The following is a 25,152-nucleotide window of genomic DNA, read 5'->3' as shown; positions in this document are numbered from 1 at the left end:
AGAATAAATAGTTCAGAGTTATTAATGTGGGGGATGTATTAGCCTTAATTGAATTTGAGATATTAGGGCTAATACCAGCAGTTAAATGTCTTTTAACAATTTTAGCGTGCAACGATTTTTTCGATGTCGATAGAAAGCAAAGTGGCATTGGTTGGCTATAATAAACATGCGCTTGATAAAGATATAAGTATCGTGTCCATTATTTCTTGAAGGTGACCTATGCTACATGTTGACATTCCAAGTCGTGAAGAATTTCTTAGTCTTTCTGATGTACGCTCCGATGCCTGCGTTTCCATCTATCTTGAAACATCACCGTTACATCAACAGTTAGCTGGCAGTAAAATCCAGTTGGGGAACTTAATAAAAGAGGCATTACAACAGCTTGAGGCGGTAAACTTTGATAAACGGCGTCTGGCTTTATTGGAAGAAGAGTTATATTCCGTATTAGAGGATGAGTCATTCTGGGATCTGCATGCTTACAGCCTCGCAATACTTGCGACACCTGATACTTTGCGAACCTACCGTTTGGCTAATAAACTGCAAGACCAAGTAGAGATCAGTGAGCGTTTCCACCTCAAACCGCTATTACGCGCACTGACATTTCCACACTCCGCTTATATTCTGGCATTATCAGAAAATGAAGTGCGTTTGATTGAGTTTTTTGCCGATGCACCACCCGCTATCGTTTCTGTTCCCAACCTACCTGACAATGTGTTAAATGCAGTAGGTAAAGCTTCATTAAATGCACGTAAGTATGATGGCGTACATGAAAAAGTAAGGCTCGCACAATATACCCGGCAAATAGATAATGCCCTGCGGCCATTATTTGCCCGTCATAACTACCCGCTTATTTTAGTCAGTACTGAACCTTTGACGTCAATTTATCGGGCGACAAATTCATTATCAAATCTGGTGGATGAAACGTTATCTACCAATGCAGAACATCTTAATATTTCGGAACTTGCCACATTAGCGCGCCCGGTATTGGACAATTTCTATCGGGCGCAAATAGAGGGGCTGAAGCCGTTATTTGAACAGCGCGCAGGAGAACGTCGAGTCACTCATGATTTGTCGGATGCCGCACGGGCGGCAACGTTCGGTGCTATTGATTTATTACTGGTTGATATTGAAAGCCAAGTCCCAGGGACTATCAATGATCAGGGTATTATTACTTTTGCGTCAGAAGATGATGCTCTGACATATGGGGTTATCGATGAGATTGCCAGACGTGCATTGGCAACCGGAGCACGAGTTTTGGCGGTGCGGGAAAGCGATTTAGCCGGTAAGCAGTTGAGCGCTATATTGCGTTATCCACTTTAAATTGTCTTAATTAATCAACAGGGTCGCATAGGCCCTGTTGCACTTAGCGCTTATTCAGCCAGATATTGGCGCAGTGTATTGAGTAAATGATCGAATACCACGCGGACTCGCTGGGTATTGCGTAGATCTTCATGCATCACCAGCCAAAACTCCAGTGGATACGAGAATTCTTGTGCTAACACCCGCACTAACCCAGATTGACGAGCTATGGGTTCATGGCAGGCACCAATGCCCAAACCGCTGCGTATTGCCGCCAACTGTGCCAAATGGCTATCAGTACGTAGGCGGTATTGGTGCGGTTCAAAATCGACTCCCTGCTCACGCAGAACCTGGACATCATGGGTGTTACGATCCGGGCCGATTAACGCGTGAAACGCTAATGCTCCGAGACTCTGCGGCATACCATGGCGCTCAATGTAATCTTCAGTAGCAAACAGCCCAACTTCGCAATAACCCGCCCGTTGCGCAATAACTGGCAACGCTTTGGGGCGTAAGGTTCTTACTGCAATATCGGCTTCCTGGCAGGTTAACCCCTCTATCTTGCTACCCAGACTTAATTCCAGCACCAGCTCAGGATAGTGTAAGCGCAGAGGTTCTAAGCGTTGCGGCAGGATTTCAACGCCAAGTAATTCACTGGTGGCAATGCGCACGGTATCTTTAGCTGACCCAATATCGGCGCAGGCGGCTCGTACAAAAGCGTCGGCAGCGGTGGCCATTTCCAAGGCATGGGGTAACAGTGCCCGCGCTGTTTCCGTTGGGATTAATCCAGTGGACGTGCGGTTAAACAATTTTTGCCCAAGACATTGTTCCAGCGACTCAATATGCCGGCGGGCTGTCGGTTGCGAAACATTCAGACTCCGTGCGGCGGCAGATAAACTGCCTTCACGCATAATGGCCAGAAATGTACGCTGGTTATCCCAATCAGCAGGAGGTAGGTTCATAAAATTGATACTGTCAGATGGTCATAAATAGACAATTTCATTGCGTTCCCCTGTACGGTATCCCTATCACTTATTCATCATAACATCAGGCTTTATCGGTAACGATTTTCACCCCGACCCGACTTACCCGATCCGATTCCATTTCGGCAATCGTCCAGGTCAAGCCATCCCACTCAATCTGATCGCCAATAACCGGCTCTCCACCAAATAAATAGAGGACGAATTGGCCCAATGTTTGCTGTTTATCGATTCCGGGTTCCAGATTAAGGCCATAAATCTGAGAGATATCGTGGAGCTTGGCATCGGCATCAAGAATAAAGTCACCAAAGAAGCGTTCATCCAGTTGGATATTGGGTGACTGACTAAACAGTTTTCCCAATGCTGGCAGGTCGTGTTCCTGACCGATAACACACAAGATGTCACCTTCTTTCAGACGGGTGCTGCCGGTGGGGTGCAATAAGTCTTTACCACGAAACAGCGCCGCAATACGTGTCCCTTTAGGCATTTTCAAATCGCGCAGCGCAGCACCGATACACCACTTGTCACAACTCAACTGGTAAATGAACTGTTCCCATTGGTTATTCATATCAATATCTAACCCAATGCGCGAGACCGGTGCTAGTGCTGGAGGCACCACCAATTTAGTTTTACGTGCGGCAAATGACAGGCTGGTGCCCTGTAGCAGCAGTGATACCAGCACGACAAAAAAGGCCACATTGAAAAATAAATTCGCGTTGGGAATACCGGCCATCATCGGGAATACGGCTAGAATAACCGGCACTGCACCGCGTAAACCCACCCAGGAAATAAAGATCCGTTCACGCAGATTAAAGCTTGGGAACGGCAGTAAACCAATGAACACCGACAGTGGTCGGGCGAACAAAATCATCCACAATGAGAGGAGCAGCGCTGGGATCGCTATCGGCAATAGGTCACTTGGATTAAGCAACAGCCCCAATACCAGGAACATCCCGATTTGACTCAGCCATGCCAGCCCATCGAAAGTTTGTAATATACCGGAGCGGTTGCGGATAGGGCGGTTACCCAGTAATAGCCCGCAGAGATATACTGCCAGAATACCACTGCCGTTCATGGCCGTTGCCAATGAGAAAACCAGAATCCCACCACTGACTGCCAGCAGGGGATATAAACCATTCGCTAGCTCTATTCGGTTTATAAAGAGCAGCAGTAAACCGCCACCGCCTAACCCGATGATAATTCCCAGACCAAACTGTTGGATTAAGTGCACCAGGAACATCCAACTGAGGCTGGTTTCACCTGCGGAGATCATGGCAATCAAGGTAACGGTTAAAAACACCGCCATGGGATCATTGCTGCCTGATTCGATCTCTAAAGTGGCACTGACGCGCTCGTTGAGACCTTTACCCCCAAGCAGTGAGAATACCGCAGCGGCATCGGTCGAGCCAATAATCGCACCAATGAGCAGCCCTTGAATAATATCTAAATCGAACAGCCAGGCCGCAGCCAGGCCCGTCAGGCCAGCAGTAATCACCACACCGACGGTTGCTAAAGAGAGCGCAGGCCACAGAGCAACACGGAATGATGAAGCTCGAGTGCGCATCCCGCCATCTAGCAGGATAACCGCCAACGCCAGGTTACTGACCAGATACGCCACTGGGTAGTTATCGAAAGCAATCCCGCCAATACCGTCACCGCCTGCCAGCATACCGATGGCCAGAAAGATAACCAGAATCGGAATACCCAGCCGGGAAGAGAGTGAACTCAGTAAAATACTGGCTCCCACCAGCACTGCGCCGATCAAAAAGAGGCTATTAATTGCGATGGCGTCCAAGGTGGGAGTTCTCCTGATTTAAGGCGAAAATAAATGAATAACAGGCCAAAGTTATAAAAAATTATTATACACAGATTTATCTCATCTAATGCGAAGAGATGACCTAATTCAATGTGTTAAATCAGCATTTTTTTAGTTCATAGCGTTGTGGCACTTACTCACTTGAACCACTGATTTTGTCAGTTCTTTGGAATGGAGTCATTTGCAGCTTTGCTGAAATGTCAAAGATGTTAAGTCTATATAATGATTAAAATTATGAGGATAAAAGAGGGGTCGCTCACCTTTAATTGCCCAGCGGGGAATCAAGGGTGAGCGTTGGATAGTAGAACTAGTCGCGTTTGAGTGTTACCAGCGCTCTTCTCAGTGCTTCTGCTGTCGGTGCTTTTTCCTGTTCAGGAAGATTATCGACAGAAAGCTGTGACAGTTCGTTAACTAATACGCTGCGATCTTTTCCGGTGATTGCGCTGTCCAGCGCTCCGCTAAGGCGGCTAACCAAGGCAAACAGGGTAGCGAACTCGGTGACTGCAACAGCATCAGACTTGGGATTATTCTCAGTAGATTCTTGCTTTTTCATCACAATTCCTCTTTTTGTTGTCACTGCAAGTGAAACAAATCCTGATAAGGAATCAACAGGATAGTTGCTCTGAAAGCAGAGCAAGCAGTGAGGCATTAGCCATCCCGCCATCTACATGATGGTTTCACAGTGTAGCCGTTTTATCGCTTAAGCGGTATGCCGATATTCATATCGCTTAGCAATAACATTATTCGTTTGAATAATAATTTGATTACACCGTTTGCTGCTGCGGCTTGCCAGAAAATAAGAATTTCAGCAATGGAATACGGCGATGAATCTCATATAACATGAATGAAATCAGGCAAACAAAGGCCATGCCCACTACAAAGCCAAGGCCATTATTGTCAATTTGCGGCGTAATAAAGGCACCATAAATCAAGGTTAGCGGATGATGCACCAGGTAGATGAAAAGTGAGGCATTAACCAGATAGGTGATACGTGGTGAGGGGTAGTTTAATAACCGGTACCCAATAGAGTAGACCACATTGGTCATGGTCACGCCCATCAATGCCTTGATGATAAGATCCAGCTCAAAGGCAAAAAACTCAGCAGTATTAATATGTTGGTTTATCGAATAGGCGATGAATAACAACACAGAGGCCAAAAATGCACCAGGTGAAAAGGTAAGAAATACCCGTTTGAGTGGCGGATAGATAAAGCTGTAAGCACCCAATAGAAAGAACGGTAGATAAAACAAAGTCTCCATAACAAAGAAATTGAAGACACTATTAAAGAGTATTTCCGGGTTAAGAAGAAATATTATTCTACGAATGACCGCGTAGATTAATACAAAGCCAAACAATGATAGTGAGATTTTTCCTATATTATTCATTTCCTTTATCAACACTGGAACTGACTGTTGGTTATTCTTGATTTTTTTGAACAGATAAAAACAGATTGTCGTCAGCAATGCGAGGGTTAACAAAAACCATAAGTGTGAAACCATTTCCCAAATAGCAATATTTATTTTTTGATAAATTGTAAATGAATTCCAATCTTGTAATTTGGTGGTGTAATTTTTAAGGAGGTAAAATTGTGGCAATGTTATTAGTGGGATGGCGGTGAGTAACGGAATAACCACCCGCTCCAGGCGGACCTTAAGCCAGCGCTGGCGCTCATAGCGTTGATATAACATGAACGAAAAATAGCCGGAAATAACAAAGAATACCTGCATGCGAAAGGCGTGAATGAAATCGTTTAGTAAGGTAAATAGATGTGAAGGATGCGTACTATTCACTGCCCAATGATGGTTGGAGTATATAAGAGAAAGATGAAAAGGAATGCCGAGTAACATCAAATAGGCGCGGATAGCGTCTAGAAAGTACTCCCGTTGGTTAGTATTTTTTTTCATACTTATTCACTATTTGTTATCGGAATTAGAATAACGCGCCGGTTTTACCCACGGAGTTGTTTTTATAGTAAACGTTTATTGATAACAATATACGTTATTCAATGGATCAGTAAGGCGAGAAACACTACTATAAGGGCTAATAATTTTCCATAGCGTATTTTAGCTGGGCAAGATAGTCTTGTGGCTTAGCCACGGGTTTAAACAATCAACCGTCAGCATAACTCAGGCATTTACGCTAACCTGAATTTATCTGTGCGGTATGTGGGATAAACCGTCAATAATTTGGCTGTGATGATTTAAGCACCCGAACAGGGGGAGATGTGCGAGTTAATATTTTTTCAAACGTTAATAGAATGTCTAAAGGGTCACGCGCGAACAGCGTCAGATGGCTGGGGGTAACTCTCTTGCTGTCATTATTCACTTCTCAGGCAATGGCTTTCTCGTTAGATGATGTGGCTAAACAGGCACAGACATTGGCGGGTAAAAGCTTCGAGGCACCAAAAAGTAACCTTCCATCGCAATTTCGCGAAATGAAATTTGCCGACTATCAGCAGATTCAGTTTAACCATGACAAATCCTATTGGACCAAACTGGATACGCCATTTAAGTTAGAGTTCTATCATCAGGGCATGTACTTCGACACGCCAGTGCAGATAAACGAAGTTACTGCGACCAGTGTTAAACCCATCAATTATAGCCCGGACTATTTTAACTTTGGTTCGGTCAAGCATGATGCCGAGTCAGTGAAGAACTTAGGTTTTGCTGGTTTTAAAGTGCTTTATCCGATCAATAAAGCGGATAAGAAAGATGAAATCGTAAGTATGCTTGGTGCCAGCTATTTTCGTGTGATTGGTAAAGGTCAGGTTTATGGCCTTTCTGCGCGCGGGCTGGCCATTGATACGGCATTGGCCTCTGGCGAGGAGTTCCCACGTTTTCGTGAGTTCTGGATTGAGCGGCCTAAACCAAATGACAAACATCTGGTTATCTATGCTCTGCTGGACTCACCTCGTGCCACCGGTGCTTACCGTTTCGTCATTTATCCGGGGCGCGACACCACTATTGATGTACAGGCCAAAGTCTTCCTGCGCGACAAGGTTGAGAAGCTGGGTATTGCACCATTAACCAGCATGTTCCTGTTTGGGCCAAGCCAGCCGTCAGCAGTGTTGAACTATCGTCCGGCATTACATGATTCCAATGGTCTTTCTATTCATGCGGGTAATGGTGAATGGATTTGGCGACCACTGAATAATCCAAAACACCTGTCGGTCAGCACCTATACGGTAGAAAATCCAAAAGGGTTTGGTTTGCTACAACGGGGTCGTGAATTCTCGCAGTATGAAGATTTAGACGACCGCTACGATTTGCGTCCGAGTGCCTGGGTTGAACCGCGTGGTGATTGGGGCAAAGGTAAAGTTGAGCTGGTGGAAATTCCAACGGCGGATGAAACCAACGACAATATCGTGGCCTTCTGGTCACCAGACGTGTTGCCAGATGCAAAAACATCACTTGATCTGAATTACCGCCTGCACTTCACGCGCGATGAAGAGAAATTGCATTCGCCGGACGTGGCCTATGTCAAACAGACCTTACGTTCAACCGGTGATGTGAAACAGTCGAATCTGATTCGTCAGCCTGATGGCAGTGTGGCATTCCTGGTTGATTTTGTCGGTCCAGTGTTGAAATCACTTGATGAAAATACACCGCTAGCTTCACAGGTCAGTATCGACGACAACGGTGAATTGATCGAGAACAGTGTGCGCTACAACCCGGTTACTAAGGGCTGGCGTTTAACATTGCGGCTAAAAGTTAAGGACGCAAAAAAACCGATAGAAATGCGTGCTGCGCTGGTTAATGGTGATAAAACCCTGACTGAAACCTGGAGCTATCAGCTACCTGCCGATGAATAAGTCAAATCAATCTCCTGTACAGGATTATATTGCGGACTTGCCCCTGACTGCTCAGCAGCAAGGGGCGCTGCGTGATGCTCTACCTGAAGATGTATTACTCGATAGCACCCCTGAAGCGATGCAGCATTTGCATCAGCAACTGGCGGCCAGTGCGCCACCAGCGGGAGTTTTTAGCCAGGAAGACAGTGCGTTAGCATCAGTCAATGCCCGTCTGCGTGCGGCGTGGCCGGAGGCCTTGGCGCAAGGGAAACAACTGGAGTCAGATTGCGAAGGGCGCACGGTCATTAATGCGATGCCGCCCATCAAACGCACCAGTATGGCACCGCAGGCATGGCGGACCAATCCGGTGGGGCGTTTTTGGGATTCATTATTGGGTCGCAACCCGGTATCACGGGCACAAACCCATGAGCAGGCCATCGCCGAGAAGAAATGGCGTAGCGTAGGCTCTCTGCGCCGCTATATTTTGCTGATACTCATTGTGTTGCAAACCACCATTGCGACCAGTTATATGAAGACCATTCTGCCCTACCAGGGGTGGGCGTTAATCGATCCTTTCGAGATCTGGCAACAAAACTGGCAGGTTTCGGTAATGCAATTGCTGCCTTACCTGCTACAAACCGGCATCCTGATTCTGTTTGCCGTGCTGTTTTGTTGGGTCTCTGCCGGATTCTGGACCGCGCTGATGGGCTTCCTGCAATTGCTGATTGGCAAAGATAAATACAGCATATCCTCTACTATCAAAGGGGATGAGGCGCTAAATCCAGCTCACCGGACTGCGCTGATTATGCCAATTTGTAATGAGGACGTGGAGCGGGTATTTGCGGGGCTACGTGCCACTTATGAGTCAGTCGCCGCCACGGGTCAGCTTGAGCACTTCGATATTTATGTGCTCAGTGACAGTTATGACCCCGATATCTGTGTGGCAGAACAGAAAGCCTGGCTGGAGCTGTGTCGTGATGTCGATGGGCATGGGCGCATTTTCTACCGCCGCCGCCGCCGCCGGGTTAAACGCAAAAGCGGTAATATCGATGACTTCTGCCGCCGTTGGGGTAGTCAGTACAGCTATATGGTGATTCTGGATGCCGATAGCGTGATGAGCGGTGAGTGTTTGACCGGGTTGGTGCGGTTGATGGAAGCCAATCCAAATGCCGGGATTATCCAATCTGCGCCGAAAGCCTCAGGTATGGACACGCTGTATGCCCGTATCCAGCAATTTGCCACGCGGGTCTATGGTCCGCTGTTTACGGCTGGTTTACATTACTGGCAGTTAGGCGAATCCCATTACTGGGGCCACAATGCCATTATTCGGGTTAAGCCTTTTATCGAGCATTGTGCACTGGCACCATTGCCGGGTGAAGGTTCGTTCGCAGGTTCCATTCTGTCGCATGACTTTGTGGAAGCGGCATTAATGCGCCGTGCCGGTTGGGGAGTGTGGATTGCTTATGATTTGCCGGGTAGCTATGAAGAACTGCCACCTAATTTGCTTGATGAACTAAAACGAGACCGCCGTTGGTGCCACGGTAATCTGATGAATTTCAGATTGTTCCTGGTTAAGGGCATGCATCCGGTTCACCGGGCTGTGTTCCTCACTGGTGTGATGTCATATCTGTCTGCGCCGTTGTGGTTTATGTTCCTGGTGCTGTGTACTGCTTTGCAAGCGGTGCATACCTTGATGGAACCGCAGTATTTCCTGCAACCGCGTCAACTGTTCCCAGTCTGGCCCCAGTGGCGGCCCGAGCTGGCAATTGGCTTGTTCTCCACCACTTTGGTATTACTGTTCTTGCCAAAATTACTCAGCATCATTTTGATCTGGGCAAAAGGGGCGAAAGAGTACGGTGGGGCGCTGCGTCTATTGCTGTCGATGCTGGCTGAAATGTTGTTCTCCGTGTTACTGGCCCCTGTGCGCATGCTGTTCCATACCGTGTTTGTGGTCAGCGCCTTCCTCGGTTGGTCAGTGCAATGGAACTCACCACAACGTGATGATGATGCCACGCCGTGGAGTGAAGCTATGGTTCGTCACGGCTCGCAATTGTTACTGGGTTTGGTTTGGGCCGGTGGCGTGGCCTGGCTGGATCTGCGCTTCTTGTGGTGGTTATCGCCGATTGTATTTTCGTTGATTCTGTCACCGCTAGTCTCTGTGGTTTCCAGCCGTCGGACATTGGGGATGGCCAGTAAACGGGCTAAATTATTTTTGATCCCGGAAGAGTATAATCCACCACGAGAATTGCTGGCGACGGAAGAGTACCTGAAGCTTAATCATCAGCGGGCGCTTAGTAATGGTTTCTTGCATGCGGTGATGAACCCATCGTATAACGCGCTGGCCAGTGCGATGGCGACAGCTCGCCACCATACCCGTGCGATTATCGAGCAGGTGCGTGCCGAGCGGCTGACACTCGCGCTGGAGGCTGGGCCGGATAAATTGGCTAAATTACAGCGTCTGGAATTACTCAGCGACCCGGTATTGATTTCGCGTTTGCACCAGCAAGTCTGGCAGCAGCCGGAGCAGTATCAGATTTGGAACGGGTATTATCGCCAACTCGCGCATAATATAAAGGCGTTTCCAGCAGCGAAATAACGCTGATATGAAGTAACGGTAATATTGAGTAACAACGGGCGTACATTATGTATAGCCCGTTTTTTTATTAGTGATAGTTCGGTCTGAGCGGTGATAGCGTATTAGTGAATACGGACTAACGCTTTAACACCTTCTATGTTTTACATTAGCCAGATTGAGTCTTAACCGTTGTTTACATGGCGCTATGATAAGCTGTGTATCGCGCTAAACCTGAAGAGTAACTGTGTGAATCCCATCGTTAAACTGACCCATTGCCCTACCAGCATGGCCCGCATTGTTATGCTGGTGATCGGTATTATGTTGTTGTCCGGCTGTGGCAGCATTATCAGCCGCACGGTGCCGGGGCAGGGCCATGGGCATCAATACTATCCTGGCGTGCAATGGGATATGCGTGAGGGACCATGGAAGTATGTCACGGTGATAGACGTTCCGCTGTCAATGATAGTTGATACTTTTATGCTGCCAATCGATGCTCGTCACGGCCCTTATGAGTAACATCATTCGTTGGTAGCAAAAATCAGCAGTTGGTAGTGTTGTTGCTGACAAACGAATTCACTGATCGGTGTCATATGTAACCCTTTGACATGGGCTGCCAATGAGTGTGGATTATTGTTGTTAACAAACGCGGCCCCTACATCAAATTGATTACAGGTATGGGTTTTAACGGCGCTAAACAGCTGTTTAAGCACCCCTTTGCCGCGCCAGTGGCTATCGATACACACCGGCCCGTAAAGAAATACCCGCAATTGTGCTAATGGCTGGCCTTGATACTGTTGATGGCTTATGGCTTCCAGCATGGCATCAACCACCGGTGGCCGTGGTTGTTTATCCGTGTGGGCCAGACAGACAAAACCCGCGACTTGCCCATCATCAACGGCAACCAGAATTCCCAAATCTTGGTTAATTGAATCCAGTTGCTTTTCATCCATTTGTGACACAATAAAACCCTGTTTACGCTGCTCTGGGCTTAAATTTTCTGGGGTATTTTGTCGCTGCAATTGTAAGATGGCCGGGTAGTCTGAAGGTTGCGCAGGTCTTATTTTCATGTTTAATCTCTAGGTTCGAATGTGTTATCAGGAGAGAGCCGATGCCATCAAAAGCAGTGAGATTATCCGATACCCACTTAAGTAAGCCGCCGTCAGTGTTACCGAAAACCGCGATAATGCGTGTTGCCAGACCCACCGATAATCTTAAATTAATCAGCGAGATGTACTGTCGTGGCTTAGGATTTAGTCAACTGGGTCATTTTGTCGATCATCAGGGGTTTGACGGTATTATTCTCGGACATCCACACCACACTTACCATTTAGAGTTTACGCATCATCGCGGCGTCCGGGTAGGGGCGGCACCGACGCAGGACAACTTATTAGTATTTTATATACCGGATGAAGCGCAATGGAGTCTTCAGTGCCAGCAGATGGTGACGGCAGGTTTTCGTAAGGTCACTGCTTATAATCCTTATTGGGATGTCAGTGGCAAAACGTTCGAAGATAGCGATGGTTATCGTGTGGTATTACAGCAACAGGAATGGCTGTTGTAGAACAAAACCCGCCACCAGGGCGGGTTTGTGTGAACAGAGGTTGCCGTGCATGCATCAGGCGGTTTGTTGGCCCTGAGTATTATTCATCAGCCGACGAATCGGTACGATAAGCAATATTAACACTGCCGCACAGATAACCAATGCAATTGAGCAACGGGCGAACAGTGTCGGCAGCATATCAAGCTGGTCAGCTTTAACATGTCCGCCAATCAGGCCCGCTGCCAGATTACCCAGAGAACTGGCGCAGAACCACAAGCCCATCACCTGGCCGCGCATTCTGTCTGGTGCCAGTAGGGTCATGGTGGCCAAACCGATCGGGCTAAGGCACAACTCACCCAGTGTCAGCAGCAGTATACTCATCACCAGCCACAGAGGTGAAACACCGGCACCACCACTGCTAAGCACATGCTGAGCGGCATACATCATCACAGCGAAACCGGCCGCCGCGCATAAAATACCGATGACAAATTTAGTGATACTGCTGGGTTGAATTTTCTTCTTCGCCAGGGCAGGCCAAGCCCAACTGAATACCGGTGCCAACAGAATAATAAACAGCGCATTTATTGATTGGAACCAGACTGTTGGGATCTCAAAGCCCATAACCATACGGTTGGTATAGTCATTAGCAAACAGGTTGAATGAAGTCGGTTTCTGTTCAAACGCTGACCAGAAGAACGCCGCAGAAACTAACAGAATAAAGCACACCAACAGGCGAGCACGATCTTTACGGCTCATATTGGCAAAGGCAAATAGATAGACGAAATAGAGTGTCACTGAGGCCGCAATAACATAGACCAATAAGCTGGCAATCAAGACCGGATTAATCGGGATAATCCCTTGTGCTATAAGGGTAATCAGTACCACTACCAGCAGCAGGATGCCTGTCACCCACTTACCAACCCCTTGGCGCTGATTTGTCGGTTTGTTCCAGCTTGAGTCTAGCCCGACTTCTGCGTCATAGCGTTTCATCGCTGGGATAGCAAAACCACGGAAGATAACCAGTGCCACTAGCATACCAATACCGCCGATACCAAAACCCCAGTGCCAGCCGTGGGATCGCAGCAACCAACCGGACAGTAGCGGCGCGATAAATGACCCCATATTGATACCCATATAGAACAGTGAGAAACCACCGTCGCGGCGGGCATCACCTGGCTTATATAGGGTGCCGACCATGACTGAGATACAGGTCTTGAACAAGCCGGTACCCAGTACGATAAACACTAAACCGATAAAGAACATGTCGTTGCCGAAGAACGCTGATAGCGCAATCGACAGATGACCCAGTGCAATCAGGATAGAACCATACCAGACTGCACGTTGCTGGCCGAGCCAGTTATCAGCCAGCCAGCCGCCGGGTAATGCTGCCAGATACATGCTACCGGCAAAAATCCCGACGATAGCGGAGGCTTGCTCACGAGGCAGGCCCATACCACCGTCAAATACAGTGGCAGCCATAAACAGAATTAACAGTGGGCGGATGCCGTAGAACGAGAAACGCTCCCACATTTCAGAAAGAAACAGGCCGCTGAGCGGATAAGGATGGCCAAAGAACGTGCGGCCGCCTTCGGAGTTAACAGAGGTTTGCATAAAGTCTTCCCATAGAATCGCCGTTAAAGTCGGGCGAATAAGCCATCATCGAATGTTCACCCCTTTGGCACTACGGCCAGTTATCAGGGTTAACACTCGTTACAGTAGAATTTAACGCAATAATAACGTCATTTTTTGCTGCCTATCGGGGTTATATCGTATTTTTAGATGAAAAGTCGATACACATCGCATTTATCAGGGTTATCTTTCTGACTTTGAGTGCATTTCACTACAAAAGATAGAGACTAAGTTTCATTATTTAATCTTATTATTAATATTATTTATCAATAAGTTAAATCAATAGGCTATGGCTATTTTGACATGAGAGAGTGCTGGAATAAAAAATTTTCGCATAAAAACACAATAAACAGCAACTTGGCGAGGGATTAACGTTTGATGGGGCTTTTGTCAGTGCATCTCAGGAGGATTCGGGCAGAAAAGAGCAGGAATATACGTGCTTTTGTTTAGGGATTTAGGATGGTTTATGCGGGTACCCGCCGGGTGGGTTACCCCTCTAATCTTTAGCTATCTTGCTGTTGTTGAACCTCACGTTGCCGTGCTTTTAAGGGCTGGCGCTGTAAACACCAGTAAGAATAGATCGCGTTAAATAGTACCACCAAGGCAGTTACACAGAATACAGCGCGGAAACCATAGCTGGCAGAGACCGCAGCCCCGAGTAGCGGGCCGCTGACATTACCGACATCACGAAACGATTGGTTATAACTGAAAATCCGGCCAGCCACTTGATTGGTGCAGTTATAAATTAGTAACGTCTGCACCGCAGGGAGCAATGCACCATCCGTTGCCCCCAGCAAGAAGCGCAAAATACCCAATTGCAATGGAGTCTGCACGAAAGCCATCGGGATCAAGATAAGCACTGACAGAGCCAGCATGGCAATCAGAATGCGTTCCGGGCCGATTCTATCACCCAGTTTTCCTAATCTCGGCGCGCTCATCAATGCAGCAACCCCTGGGACTGACGCAATCATGCCGCTGACGAAAGCCAAATTATGAATATCACCAGCCAGTTCGCGCACATACAGCGTCAAGATCGGCGCAATTGAGCCAGTAGCAATCTGGATTATCATGGTGGTGACAAACAGGCTCAGGATTAACTTCGGGTTCTTCAGGGAGTTAAATACTTGCCGCCCGTTAAGCATGTCTTTTTTCAGTACCGGTGCAAACTGCTCCCTGACATACAGCCAGGTTAGGGCAAAACAGAGCAACAACACCGCCGCGGTAATAAAGAATACCGGTCTCAGGCCATAGTTATCCGCTAACAACCCGCCGATCAGCGGCCCGATTAATGCACCGCTCACCCCACCGGTTGAGAGCGTCCCCAAAGCCCAGCCACTCTTGTTGCGCGGTACTTGAGTAGCGATTAGTGCATTGGCATTTGGAATAAAACCACCCAGTAGTCCCAGCAGTGCACGTAATGCCAGAAACTGCCAGATATTTTGCGCCATACCCATTAAAACCATCACGATCCCCATGCCTAACGCTGAGCGTAATAGCATGATTTTCCGCCCTTTACGATCAGCGAGGCTCCCCCAGAAGGGGGCGGCAATGGCAGAAAACAGAAAAGTAATACTGAATACCAGACCGGACCACATATTCAATGACTGGTGACCGCTCACGCCTAACTCCTCCACATACAATGGCAAGAATGGCATGATCAAACTAAATGCAGCACCGGTTAGAAAACAGCCTAACCAGGTGACAAATAGGTTTCTTTTCCAGTTAACAGGTTGTGGCGCCGAGGTCATAAATTACCGATTAAGCAAGTGATTGCTTTGCGTCTCTTTATTCGTCAGCAGGGCGTTTGAAGGGGCGGCAAAGCACGAGAAGCAGATACTTAGCCTGATAAGTATGCGCTCATAGTGCAGCGACATCAATGAGATAAATATTAGTTTTTATAAAATGGAAAGGTGGTTCGACATGGATGGATATGCTTATTCTATTTGGTAATAACACAGGAGTTGTGGCATTAGCATGATGTTACAGCTGGCAGAGAAAACAGGAAAAACCACCCCGCCAAAGGCGCAGTGGTTAGTATGATATTCGTTATTTAGCGCCAGTGATTAGCGGTAAGCTTCATTTTTAGTCACGGAATAACGGCCACTACCCAGTAGCATGATAGCGACACCACCGAGGAAATACATAGCTTCGTTTTCCAAACCCCAGGCACCGACTTGGGTCAGGGTAAAGAATTTCCCCGTACCGACCATTAATACTGCAACCAACAGGTTAACGGCGTAAACGAACGCCGCAGGGCGGGTAAACAGACCAAGAATAATCAGGATCGGGGTGACAATTTCGCCGATGTAAACGCCATAGGCGACAAAACTGGGGATGCCTTGCGCCTGTAAAGACGCGGCTATCCAGCTGGTGCCATGCTGAATTTTGGCTACACCATGAAATAACATCAAGACACCGAACGTTAGGCGTAATAGTAGTTTGCCGCCGTTAGGATGGTCTGTTAATCGAGTGAACCAGAGATTAAGTGTTGCGAGCATATATATCCTTATTAAAAAAGAAAATAACCGGATAATAACTAGGATTAATTACTCTCAGTATCGTCAGATAAATCTTATTTGCCTAGCGGATAAATCTGACGAAGTGTATCAAAAAAATTGATATAAACTAATTCTCATTACCATTACCATTACCATTAGCAATATTCTATTTCTGAATAAGTCATGCTATTCATACAATGAAGGCGCGCCTTCTGGCCGGGTCTTAAAACGCCGGTGTAGCCACATATATTGGTCGGTGGCTTGGGCAATCTCTTTTTCGACCACTTTATTCATAAACGCGGCCGCCGCCACTTCATTATCTAACGGGAAGTTCTCTACCGCGGGTTGCAACAGCAGTTGATAACCTTTGCCATTAGGTAAACGACGCGGCGTGAAAGGAATAATTGCCGGTTTACCCATACGTACCAGCAGGTAAGTCCCAGTGGTGGTTGCCGCTTGATCGACAGCGAACAAGGGCACAAATACGCTGCTGCGCGGACCGTAATCGTGATCCGGCGCATACCAGATAATTTCGCCTTGTTTTAGGCTGCGGATCATTCCTTTCAGATCTTTGCGGTCTAACATGGCTTTATTTGAACGCATCCGGCCCCAAGTCTGCATCCAGTCCATGGCTTTATTATCATGCGGGCGATAGACACCGATGCCCGGATTGTAGATTCCGAAGATGCGGGCACCCAGTTCCAGCGTAAGAAAATGCAAGCCGATCAATAAAATCCCTTTGCCTTCCTCTCGCGCTTGTTGAATGTGCTCTAGACCACTAACGCTACACCAGCGCTCCATGCGCCAGTTCGGCCAAAACCAAGCCATGCCCGTTTCAAATAACCCCATCCCCACCGATTCAAAGTTCTTAACCAGCAGTTCATCGCGTTCAGCCTGTGGCATATCAGGAAAGCACAACTCGAGATTACGCTGTGTTATCCGTTTACGCCGTTTGAGAAAACGCATAGAAAAGCGGCCAAGGGAGGTACCCAGGACATAGATAACCGGGTAGGGGAGCAACACCAATAGATAGAGGATACCAAGGCCAAGCCAGGTCAGCCAATAACGAGGGTGTAGCAGTGAGCGTTCAAAAGAAGGAACTTGCATATCTGTTCTCTGCGTTATTGTAATTCAGTCGGACAGTTAACTATTTACTCTTGATAGCGGACATGTGGTTCTTTAACGAACCTCAATAGGCAGTTGCCGGTCATCCATACCAACGTATTCATCTGTCATTTAAGGTAGACTATTGTGACATTTTTAGTGGCTTACAGGAAAACAGACCGCACCAAAAAGCCATTTTTATGCCTTTTGGTTGAAGTTTCCGCCGATTAAATCACCTATCTGATGGTTAAATAACCATGATTGAATTTGGCTATTTGAACTGATTCAGTAAGCTGACTAACTCAGCCAGACTGCTAACCGCCATCTTTTCCATTACTTTAGCCCGATGCACTTCTACGGTTCTGACAGACACACAAGCTTTGTCGGCGATATCCCGATTAATCAAACCCTGCATAACCCATTGCGCAATCATCTGTTCCCGTGGCGTCAGCGAGGCATAACGCAGTTGTACCTGTCGGCGGGCCGTCAACTGCTCTGTGTGCTGCAAGCCCTGCTGTAAGGCGGTAATCAGCGGCGCTGTCGCGACTGGTTTTTGTAAGAAATCAACCGCCCCCAGTTTCATCTGCTCAACCGCCTGCGGCACTTCTCCATGGGCGGTAAGGAATATGACGGCCAGCGTGCTGTCTCGCTGGCGCATCTGGTTATAGACTTGCGTACCATCTAGCAGCGGCATACGAATATCGAGCAGTAATACACCAGATTGATATAAATCAGCCTGGGCCAGGAAACACTCACCGTCATGCCATACCTTCACTTTGTAACCCAGGCTTTCCAGCAAAAAACGGCAAGCGTCGGTGACGGCAATATCGTCATCAAGTAGATGAATCAGTGACAAGAGTAAGCTCCTTGCTTGGGTTAAGTGGCAGTGTCAGGGTAACGCGTAGTCCAATCTTATCATTGGCGGCCAGGTGGTTAAGTAGTGCCAGATTTCCGCCCTGGCGACAGATCAATCGCTGGCAAATGACCAGACCGAGACCGAGGCCATCACTTTTGGTGGAACGGAATGGGGTAAAAGGTTGGTTGAGCTGTTCGGCCGTCAGGCCACCGGCATCATCTTGCAAAATTAATATTGCCACATCGGCTTGCTGATAAGCACTGAACCATAACTGGTGGGCACCGGCCTGCAAACTGTTAGTGATCAGATTACACAAGACCTGATCGAGCAGCGTGGGCGGTAAATGCAGCGCTAATGATGCTTCGATATCAGTGTGCAACGTGCAACACGGCGCGGGATTGGTGGCTGCCAGTAACTGCCAGAGGTGATTAACCAGGGCAGGCAATGGCTGGCAGGTGGCAGAGCTGTTCGTGGCAGGCTGTTTTCCTGCCCACAGCCGTAAGTTAGCAATGGTATCAGCCCCGCGTTGGGCCTGATGGCTGATTTGATTCAAAATGGGCAGTAATGAGTGATCAGCCTGTTCCCGTTGCAGGCGAATAGCGCAGCCATCGGCGTAATGCTGAATAGCGCTGAGCGGCTGATTTAGTTCATGAGCAAATCCCGCGGCCATCTCACCGAGAATACTCAGGCGCTGAGCTTGTTCCAACGCACTTTCCCTAGCCCTAAGTTGCTGGTGAAGTTGCTCCAATTGCTGGCTGCGACGGCGCACCAGAAACGCCACCCAGATATGATTGGCCGCGAGCAATAACAGAATCACCGCGATGGCGACGATCAACAGCCGATGCTGTTGCGCCCAATCAAGAGTTTGTTGCCAGAATTGCGGCTGTTGGGGATGTTGATTAATTGAACGTAATAAACTTTCGACCTGACTGGTGGAGGAGGGCGCACCCCATTGTGGTGTTTTGTCACCATCGGGGCTGAGCAAAATCCGCGTAACATTATCGGCTAATTCATCCGGTACCTGTGATAACGCGGCAAACGACCAATTCGGGTATAACTCGCTGCTGCTCAGGCATGGAATGGCGGTTTTCTTCGCCAATAGCGGCTTAAAGTCAGCAGTATGCGCTAATCCTTCTGCCTGCATATCTTCCAGCAGGCAGGTAGGCACAATAGCCGCGGAGATAGCGCGATCACGCAGCAGATAAATTAACGCATCCACCGGGAAGCCAGAAAAATGCAATTGAAAATCCCGTTCTGGTTGCAGCCCCGCATCGCGTAGCACTTTGTATCCTAATAAGTAACCGCCAAAGGCATCGGGAGAGACGGCACCAACGCGTTTGCCAATCAACCCTTGGGGATTATGGATATCACTGTCCGCGCGTACCAGAATAACACTACCGATCACATTGCGGCTGGTGCTGTCTGGCTCATGACTGGAACGCAAAGAGACCAACCAACGCAGAGGATAGTGGTTATCAATTTGCACATATTGTGCCGGATTGGTCAGCAGAAAATTAACTCGGTTCTGCTGCACCGCACTTTTCATCGCATTTAAATCCAAGGGTAATAACTGAAAGTGCTGCCCAGGCAAGTGCTGATTAAGGCGATCGGCCAACGGTTGCCAATGTGCTAGCGCCTGAGCATCACCGCGTAATGCCAGCACGCCAATGGTCCAATCATTGGCATGGGCGGTTGAAAACCACCAAAACAGCACTATCACCAGCCCTCTGAAACTCATGCATGTTCCTTTTTATGATCCCCGTCGCAGTGCGCAATTGTCCTGGATCAAGTCCTTAAAGGGAATGTGGAAAACCACAATAGGGCTTCTGCTCGTCGATTTCTACAATCCTTGAATTAAGAGCATTGTTATTAAGCAGATGAGAAGAAAAATGGATCAAGGAAAAAGAGCATTTCTACAGCGGCTCGGGGTGTTAACTGCTGGCGCAGCATTGGTGCCATTGGCGGATGCGGGCTGGCGGATGGAACCGGCACGCAAACAAGGTGATATCAAACGGCGCTACGCCATGTTGATTGATTTGCGCCGCTGTATTGGTTGCCAGGCATGTACTGTCAGTTGCGCGATTGAAAACCAACTGCCACAAGGCCAGTTCCGTACCACAGTTAATCAGTATCAAATTGCCCTGTCTGGGGCAGAAAGTGTCACCAATGTATTGCTACCCCGCCTGTGTAACCACTGCGATAACCCGCCTTGCGTGCCAGTCTGCCCGGTACAGGCCACTTATCAACGCCAGGATGGCATTGTGGTTGTCGATAATACCCGTTGTGTTGGTTGTGCATACTGTGTTCAGGCTTGCCCGTATGAAGCTCGTTTTATCAATCACAGTACCCAAACTGCGGACAAGTGTACTTTTTGTGTTCATCGTCTGGATGTTGGATTGCTGCCTGCTTGTGTGGAGTCTTGTGTCGGCGGGGCGCGGATTATCGGTGATTTACGCGATGGCAACAGTATATTGCGCCAAATGCTGCTGCAACATGCCGCTGACATCAAAGTGCTGAAACCGGAGCAAGGCACTCACCCTCAAGTGTTTTACCTCGGGCTAAATGACATTTTTACCCGACCATTGCAGGGCCAACCCGCGCTCTGGCAGGAGGTACACCCATGATCCGTGAAATTTTAGCCCGCCCACAAGATATCGCCTGGTTGCCTTGGGCGGTGCAGTATTTCTTTTTCATCGGACTGGCTTGTAGTGGCGTGTTGTTTGCCTGCTGGCAACGGATGTTCTCTCGCCATCAGCAGAATCCATTGGAGTTTGCTGCACTGATGTTAGCGGCGACTGCGGTGGTGGTTGCGCCATTGGCGCTCAATGCGGACCTACATCAACCGGCCCGCGTCTGGCACTTCTATGCCCACTTTACGCCGTGGTCGTGGATGTCATGGGGATCTCTTTTCTTACCCTTGTTTACCCTGCTGGTGTTGTCCTATTTTCTGGCGCTGACCTACAGCCGATTGCGGGCAAAACCATTAGCGCGATTATTGACAGGATTAGCCGGACTCTGTGCGTTTTCTGCTATCACTATTTTGCTCTATACCGGCCGCGAGGTGTCAATCCTGCGCGCCCAACCCCTGTGGTTTAGTTTATGGTTGCCACTGTTTATCTTCCTGACGGCCTGGCAGGCGATCCCGCCTTTACTGGCTACCTGGCTATGGCGTGAGCCGCACTATCAGGTGTCATTGGTGCGCTGGCAACTCATCAATTTAATGATGCTGGCGTTGGTTACTGTGCTGTGGGCCAGTGGTGATAATGCCTCGGCACAAGCTCTGCGCTACTGGGCTATGCATGCCCAGACTCTGGCAGCATTTCCTGTGGTGCTGTGGCTATTGCTTTTGGCAATGGCGCTGTTCAACAGGAAAAAAACCTTATCAAGCGGGATGGTAGTGGCTCAGGCACTGGCAGCCCTGACGTTGTGTTGGTCGGTACGTTGGCTATTGCTGATGCACACTCAAACGTTGCCTAAATACAATGTGTTAACCAATCCCTATTCGTTGCCGCTGGGGAGTGAAGGATTGCTGGCCGTGGTGGGTACATGCGGATTATGGATAGCGGTGATTATTGCTAGCCGTGAAGGTGTCAGATGGCTTGAACAACAATTCTCAAGTGAAAAAATAGTCTCAAGTGAAAAAATAGTCTCAAGTGAAAAAACAGTTTCAGGCGAGAAAACAGTGGAAGGAGAAATGCATCATGGCTAAGTCTACACGGCGTCAATGGTTAAAAGGCAGTTTAGCCTTGGGCGGAGTGGTTGCATTTGCTGCCAGTTATCATGCTGTGGCACGCAAAACATTGGCTGGCCTGATTGATGGTAGTGCCGGAAAGCTTACACTCGATCCTGTTAGTGCCAACGCATTAGCACCAGAAGGACGTATTGGGCAGCAGTGGCAGGCCAATCCGCAACAAGCGGTTTCAATGACACAATGTTTTGGTTGTTGGACCTTGTGTGGCTTACGGGTGCGAGTCGATACCCAGCACAATAAAATCCTGCGCATCGCCGGTAACCCTTATCATCCGTTGTCTCATGACCACCATTTTCCGTATCAGTTACCACTAAGTGAAGCGCTGCAACGTTTAGGTGGAGAGTCAGGCATGGCCGGGCGTTCAACGGCCTGCGCGCGCGGCGCGACGCTATTAGAGGGGGTCGATAGCCCTTATCGTATTACCGAGCCAATGAAGCGCGCCGGGCCACGGGGCAGTGGCAAATGGCAGCGTATCAGCTTTGAGCAATTGGTGGCGGAAGTGACCGAAGGCGGTGATCTCTTTGGCGAGGGGCCGGTTGAAGGGTTGCGGGCTATCCGTGACCTGATTACCCCCATTGATACTCAGCAGCCCTCATTGGGGCCGAAAGCCAATCAGTTACTGGTGACTAATGCCGGTGATGATGGGCGCGATGCTTTTATCCGACGCTTTGCTCATCAAGCGTTCGGCACTAAAAATCTCGGTAGCCACGGGGCATATTGTGGTTTGGCGTATCGTGCCGGTTCAGGTGCGTTGATGGGGGATTTAGATAAAAATGCCCATGTTAAGCCAGATTGGGATAACGTCCGTTTTGCCCTATTTTTGGGGACGTCGCCCGCGCAATCCGGCAACCCATTTAAGCGGCAAGGGCGTCAGCTAGCCAATGCTCGCCAGCGTGATGATTTCAATTATGTGGTGGTCTCCCCCGCGTTGCCACTGACAACCACATTGGCTAATCAGCATAACCGCTGGGTTCCCGTGTTGCCGGGGACGGATGCGGCACTGGCAATGGGGATGATTGGTTGGATTATCGAACAGAATCGTTTTAACCACACTTATTTGTCCGTTCCCGGTGAGGTCGCCATGCAAGCGGCGGGTGAGCGCAGCTGGACCAATGCCAGCCATCTGGTGATAACCACTGAAACCCATCCCTTGGCAGGCCAGTTCCTACGTGCCAGCCAGCTAAGTGGTGAGTCAGTGGCCGAAGCTGAAGAGAGTCCGGTATTAGTGCAAGTGGCTGACGGTACATTGCAGCCTGCTGCACTAGCATTACACGCTCAATTGTTCGTCATGCGCGAAGTCACCTTACATGATGGTCAAATTGTGCAGGTGCAATCAGGTATGGCGTGTTTGCGGCAAGCGGCAGAGCGTTTTACTCTGGCAGAATACAGTCAGCAATGCGGCGTCCCAGCAGAAACGATGGTTGGTTTGGCGAAAGAGTTTACTGCTTACCAGCGTCAGGCGGCGGTTATCTCCCATGGTGGCATGATGGGGGGTAACGGTTTTTATACCACCTGGGCGGTCATGATGCTCAATGCCCTGATTGGTAACTTGAATCTTAAGGGTGGGGTTTCGGTTGGGGGTGGCAAGTTTGATGGTTTTGCTGATGGTCCTCGCTATCAGTTAGCCACTTTTGCTGGAATGATAAAACCAAAAGGCTTACCGCTATCGCGCAGCAAGCAGCCCTATGAACAATCGCAAGAGTATCAGCAAAAGATTCAGCAGGGTCAGCCTGGCTATCCGGCCCGTGGCCCATGGTATCCCTTTGTCGGTGGGCAATTGACCGAACAATTGGCACCGGCATTGGCAGGTTATCCCTATCCGCTTAAGGCATGGATTAGCCATATGACTAATCCGCTGTACGGGGTCGCGGGGCTGCGCAACTTGATTGAGGCGAAACTACAAGATCCACGTCAATTGCCGCTGTTTATTGCCATTGATGCTTTTATGAATGAAACCACCGCATTGGCTGATTATATCGTACCGGATACCCATAATTTTGAGAGTTGGGGATTCAGTGCGCCCTGGGCCGGGGTACTGGTAAAAGCCAGCACGGCCCGCTGGCCTGTGGTGACATCACGTACTGCCCGCACGGCTCAAGGCGAGCCTGTGGCCATGGAGAGCTTCCTGATTGCAGTGGCCAAGGCATTGCAATTACCGGGGTTCGGTGCCAATGCGATGCAGGACAGCCAGGGAAACAATTTGCCGCTGGAGCGGGCCGAGGATTACTATTTACGGGCCGCGGCCAATATTGCTTATGGCGGTGAAAAACCACTGCCACCAGCCTCTGATGAAGAACTGAAATTAACCGGCGTCGATCGCTTATGGCCCGACTTACAACGCAGTCTGCATATTGATGAGCAGCGCCGAGTGGCTTACCTGTTGGCGCGTGGTGGGCGTTTTGCGCCTTATGAGAAAAGTTGGAATGGCGATGCCACCGGGCCGCAGTGGAAAAAGCCACTGCAAATCTGGAACGAAAATGTCGCGCAACATCACCATGCGATTACCGGCGAGCGTTATAGCGGCTGTCCGACTTGGTATCCACCTCGTCTGGCAGACGGTTCCGATGTCTTTACCCATTATCCGGCAACTGACTGGCCTTTGCGCTTGATGTCCTTCAAGTCTCATCTCATGAGCAGTTCTACTGCGATGATTGAGCGTTTACGCGCGGTCAAACCCACCAATTTGGTGGCGATTAATCCAACCGATGCTCAGCGCTACGGGATACAGCACGGTGACAGTGTGCGCCTGATGACCCCCGGTGGTCAGATGGAGGTACAGGTAAGTTTATTGGATGGTGTTATGCCTGGTGTGGTTGCTATTGAACATGGTTATGGACATCGCGAGATGGGTGCCAGAACACATTCGTTGGATGGTGTTACCATGGCGTCAGACCCGCGTATCGGTCAGGGGAGCAATCTGAATGACTTGGGGTTTACTGATCCAACGCGAGAAGTCCCCAATACCTGGCTGGATTGGGTCAGTGGTGCCGCGGTCCGGCAAGGGCTACCCGCCAAATTGGAAGTGATTAGCTAGCAGGCTATCAATTTTGACTTAAATCCCTCTCAATTGAAGAGGGATTTTTATTTCTGCGTTATGATATTTCCGATGTATAAATGAGTTTCATTCATTCTTACCGGAGAGCCGTCGATGGCAGTAGCAAGACTCAGTGCGGGTTTATTGGTCGTCGGTGGCATATTGGGTTATATGGGGGCTTACTGGCAAACCCTCTCTTTGCTGATTGCTGCCGGAGTTGCCTTACTCACTGGGATCGTTCTTTCCGCTTTTACTGATAGTGATTACCGCTAAAGATGTT

At 48.8% G+C, this 25,152-nt stretch carries 20 protein-coding genes; 9 read left to right on the top strand and 11 right to left on the bottom strand.

Translation table 11 applies throughout. The annotated features are described in order from the left end of the window. Positions 1–219: 219 nt before the first annotated feature. On the top strand, positions 220–1,320 hold the full coding sequence (locus Q2T71_RS12565) for a hypothetical protein (protein WP_372559296.1): 1,101 nt from the start codon (positions 220–222) through the stop codon (positions 1,318–1,320). Between the two features lie 50 nt (positions 1,321–1,370). Here Q2T71_RS12565 and Q2T71_RS12560 read toward each other — a convergent pair whose 3' ends face one another. The 4 genes from Q2T71_RS12560 to mdoC all read right to left on the bottom strand — a co-directional run bounded on the left by Q2T71_RS12560 (position 1,371) and on the right by mdoC (position 5,999). Then, entirely contained in the window at positions 1,371–2,261 is an 891-nt protein-coding gene (locus Q2T71_RS12560) for a LysR family transcriptional regulator (RefSeq protein ID WP_372559295.1), read from the bottom strand. A gap of 85 nt (positions 2,262–2,346) precedes the next feature. Further along, complete coding sequence (locus Q2T71_RS12555) at positions 2,347–4,074, bottom strand: potassium/proton antiporter (RefSeq protein WP_083158494.1); 1,728 nt, start codon at positions 4,072–4,074, stop codon at positions 2,347–2,349. Positions 4,075–4,402: 328 nt separating this feature from the next. Beyond that, positions 4,403–4,648 (bottom strand): hypothetical protein, encoded by a 246-nt coding sequence (locus Q2T71_RS12550; protein WP_193784638.1) that lies wholly within the window; start codon positions 4,646–4,648, stop codon positions 4,403–4,405. Between the two features lie 211 nt (positions 4,649–4,859). Beyond that, on the bottom strand, positions 4,860–5,999 hold the full coding sequence (gene mdoC / locus Q2T71_RS12545; RefSeq protein WP_372559294.1) for a glucans biosynthesis protein MdoC: 1,140 nt from the start codon (positions 5,997–5,999) through the stop codon (positions 4,860–4,862). 353 nt (positions 6,000–6,352) lie between these two features. Between mdoC and Q2T71_RS12540 the strand changes: the two genes are divergently transcribed. The 3 genes from Q2T71_RS12540 (at position 6,353) to Q2T71_RS12530 (ending at position 10,976) form a co-directional block, all read left to right on the top strand. Then, positions 6,353–7,906: a glucan biosynthesis protein G gene (locus Q2T71_RS12540; protein WP_083158497.1), complete on the top strand. Its 1,554-nt coding sequence runs from the start codon at positions 6,353–6,355 to the stop codon at positions 7,904–7,906. Then, the gene (gene mdoH / locus Q2T71_RS12535; RefSeq protein ID WP_372559293.1) at positions 7,899–10,481 is read left to right on the top strand and encodes a glucans biosynthesis glucosyltransferase MdoH; all 2,583 of its coding nucleotides are present in this window, start codon (positions 7,899–7,901) and stop codon (positions 10,479–10,481) included. Before Q2T71_RS12540 ends, mdoH begins: the two co-directional genes overlap by 8 nt. A gap of 264 nt (positions 10,482–10,745) precedes the next feature. Beyond that, entirely contained in the window at positions 10,746–10,976 is a 231-nt protein-coding gene (locus tag Q2T71_RS12530; protein WP_083163564.1) for a YceK/YidQ family lipoprotein, read from the top strand. Between the two features lie 2 nt (positions 10,977–10,978). Here the strand turns inward: Q2T71_RS12530 and Q2T71_RS12525 are convergent, their stop codons facing one another. Beyond that, positions 10,979–11,527, bottom strand: coding sequence for an N-acetyltransferase family protein (locus Q2T71_RS12525; RefSeq protein ID WP_372559292.1), 549 nt, complete (start codon positions 11,525–11,527; stop codon positions 10,979–10,981). A gap of 116 nt (positions 11,528–11,643) precedes the next feature. Between Q2T71_RS12525 and Q2T71_RS12520 the strand changes: the two genes are divergently transcribed. After that, positions 11,644–12,021, top strand: coding sequence for a VOC family protein (locus Q2T71_RS12520; RefSeq protein WP_372559916.1), 378 nt, complete (start codon positions 11,644–11,646; stop codon positions 12,019–12,021). A 54-nt stretch (positions 12,022–12,075) separates the two neighbouring features. Here Q2T71_RS12520 and Q2T71_RS12515 read toward each other — a convergent pair whose 3' ends face one another. The 6 genes from Q2T71_RS12515 to ttrS form a co-directional block, all read right to left on the bottom strand. Further along, positions 12,076–13,611 (bottom strand): peptide MFS transporter, encoded by a 1,536-nt coding sequence (locus Q2T71_RS12515; RefSeq protein ID WP_372559291.1) that lies wholly within the window; start codon positions 13,609–13,611, stop codon positions 12,076–12,078. 521 nt (positions 13,612–14,132) lie between these two features. After that, on the bottom strand, positions 14,133–15,377 hold the full coding sequence (mdtG, locus tag Q2T71_RS12510; protein ID WP_083158502.1) for a multidrug efflux MFS transporter MdtG: 1,245 nt from the start codon (positions 15,375–15,377) through the stop codon (positions 14,133–14,135). A gap of 315 nt (positions 15,378–15,692) precedes the next feature. After that, positions 15,693–16,127, bottom strand: coding sequence for a DoxX family protein (locus Q2T71_RS12505; RefSeq protein WP_083158503.1), 435 nt, complete (start codon positions 16,125–16,127; stop codon positions 15,693–15,695). A gap of 186 nt (positions 16,128–16,313) precedes the next feature. Continuing rightward, positions 16,314–17,234: a Kdo(2)-lipid IV(A) acyltransferase gene (locus Q2T71_RS12500; RefSeq protein ID WP_372559290.1), complete on the bottom strand. Its 921-nt coding sequence runs from the start codon at positions 17,232–17,234 to the stop codon at positions 16,314–16,316. 268 nt (positions 17,235–17,502) lie between these two features. Then, positions 17,503–18,087 (bottom strand): tetrathionate respiration response regulator TtrR, encoded by a 585-nt coding sequence (gene ttrR, locus Q2T71_RS12495; protein WP_372559289.1) that lies wholly within the window; start codon positions 18,085–18,087, stop codon positions 17,503–17,505. Continuing rightward, on the bottom strand, positions 18,065–19,825 hold the full coding sequence (ttrS, locus tag Q2T71_RS12490; RefSeq protein ID WP_372559288.1) for a tetrathionate respiration histidine kinase TtrS: 1,761 nt from the start codon (positions 19,823–19,825) through the stop codon (positions 18,065–18,067). The genes ttrR and ttrS overlap by 23 nt, the downstream gene beginning before the upstream one ends. A gap of 151 nt (positions 19,826–19,976) precedes the next feature. Between ttrS and ttrB the strand changes: the two genes are divergently transcribed. From ttrB to Q2T71_RS12470, 4 genes are all read left to right on the top strand, one after another. Then, complete coding sequence (ttrB, locus tag Q2T71_RS12485; protein WP_372559287.1) at positions 19,977–20,711, top strand: tetrathionate reductase subunit TtrB; 735 nt, start codon at positions 19,977–19,979, stop codon at positions 20,709–20,711. Further along, on the top strand, positions 20,708–21,796 hold the full coding sequence (ttrC, locus tag Q2T71_RS12480; protein ID WP_372559286.1) for a tetrathionate reductase subunit TtrC: 1,089 nt from the start codon (positions 20,708–20,710) through the stop codon (positions 21,794–21,796). The genes ttrB and ttrC overlap by 4 nt, the downstream gene beginning before the upstream one ends. Then, complete coding sequence (gene ttrA, locus Q2T71_RS12475) at positions 21,789–24,872, top strand: tetrathionate reductase subunit TtrA (RefSeq protein ID WP_372559285.1); 3,084 nt, start codon at positions 21,789–21,791, stop codon at positions 24,870–24,872. Before ttrC ends, ttrA begins: the two co-directional genes overlap by 8 nt. Before the next feature lie 114 nt (positions 24,873–24,986). Beyond that, positions 24,987–25,145 (top strand): hypothetical protein, encoded by a 159-nt coding sequence (locus Q2T71_RS12470; RefSeq protein ID WP_372559284.1) that lies wholly within the window; start codon positions 24,987–24,989, stop codon positions 25,143–25,145. Positions 25,146–25,152: the final 7 nt, after the last annotated feature.

It is taken from the genome of Yersinia sp. 1652 StPb PI, assembly GCF_041538345.1.
GTDB lineage: Bacteria > Pseudomonadota > Gammaproteobacteria > Enterobacterales > Enterobacteriaceae > Yersinia > Yersinia enterocolitica_E.
Note: the sequence above shows the minus strand (reverse complement) of the source record. Positions and strands in the feature narration are given on the sequence as shown.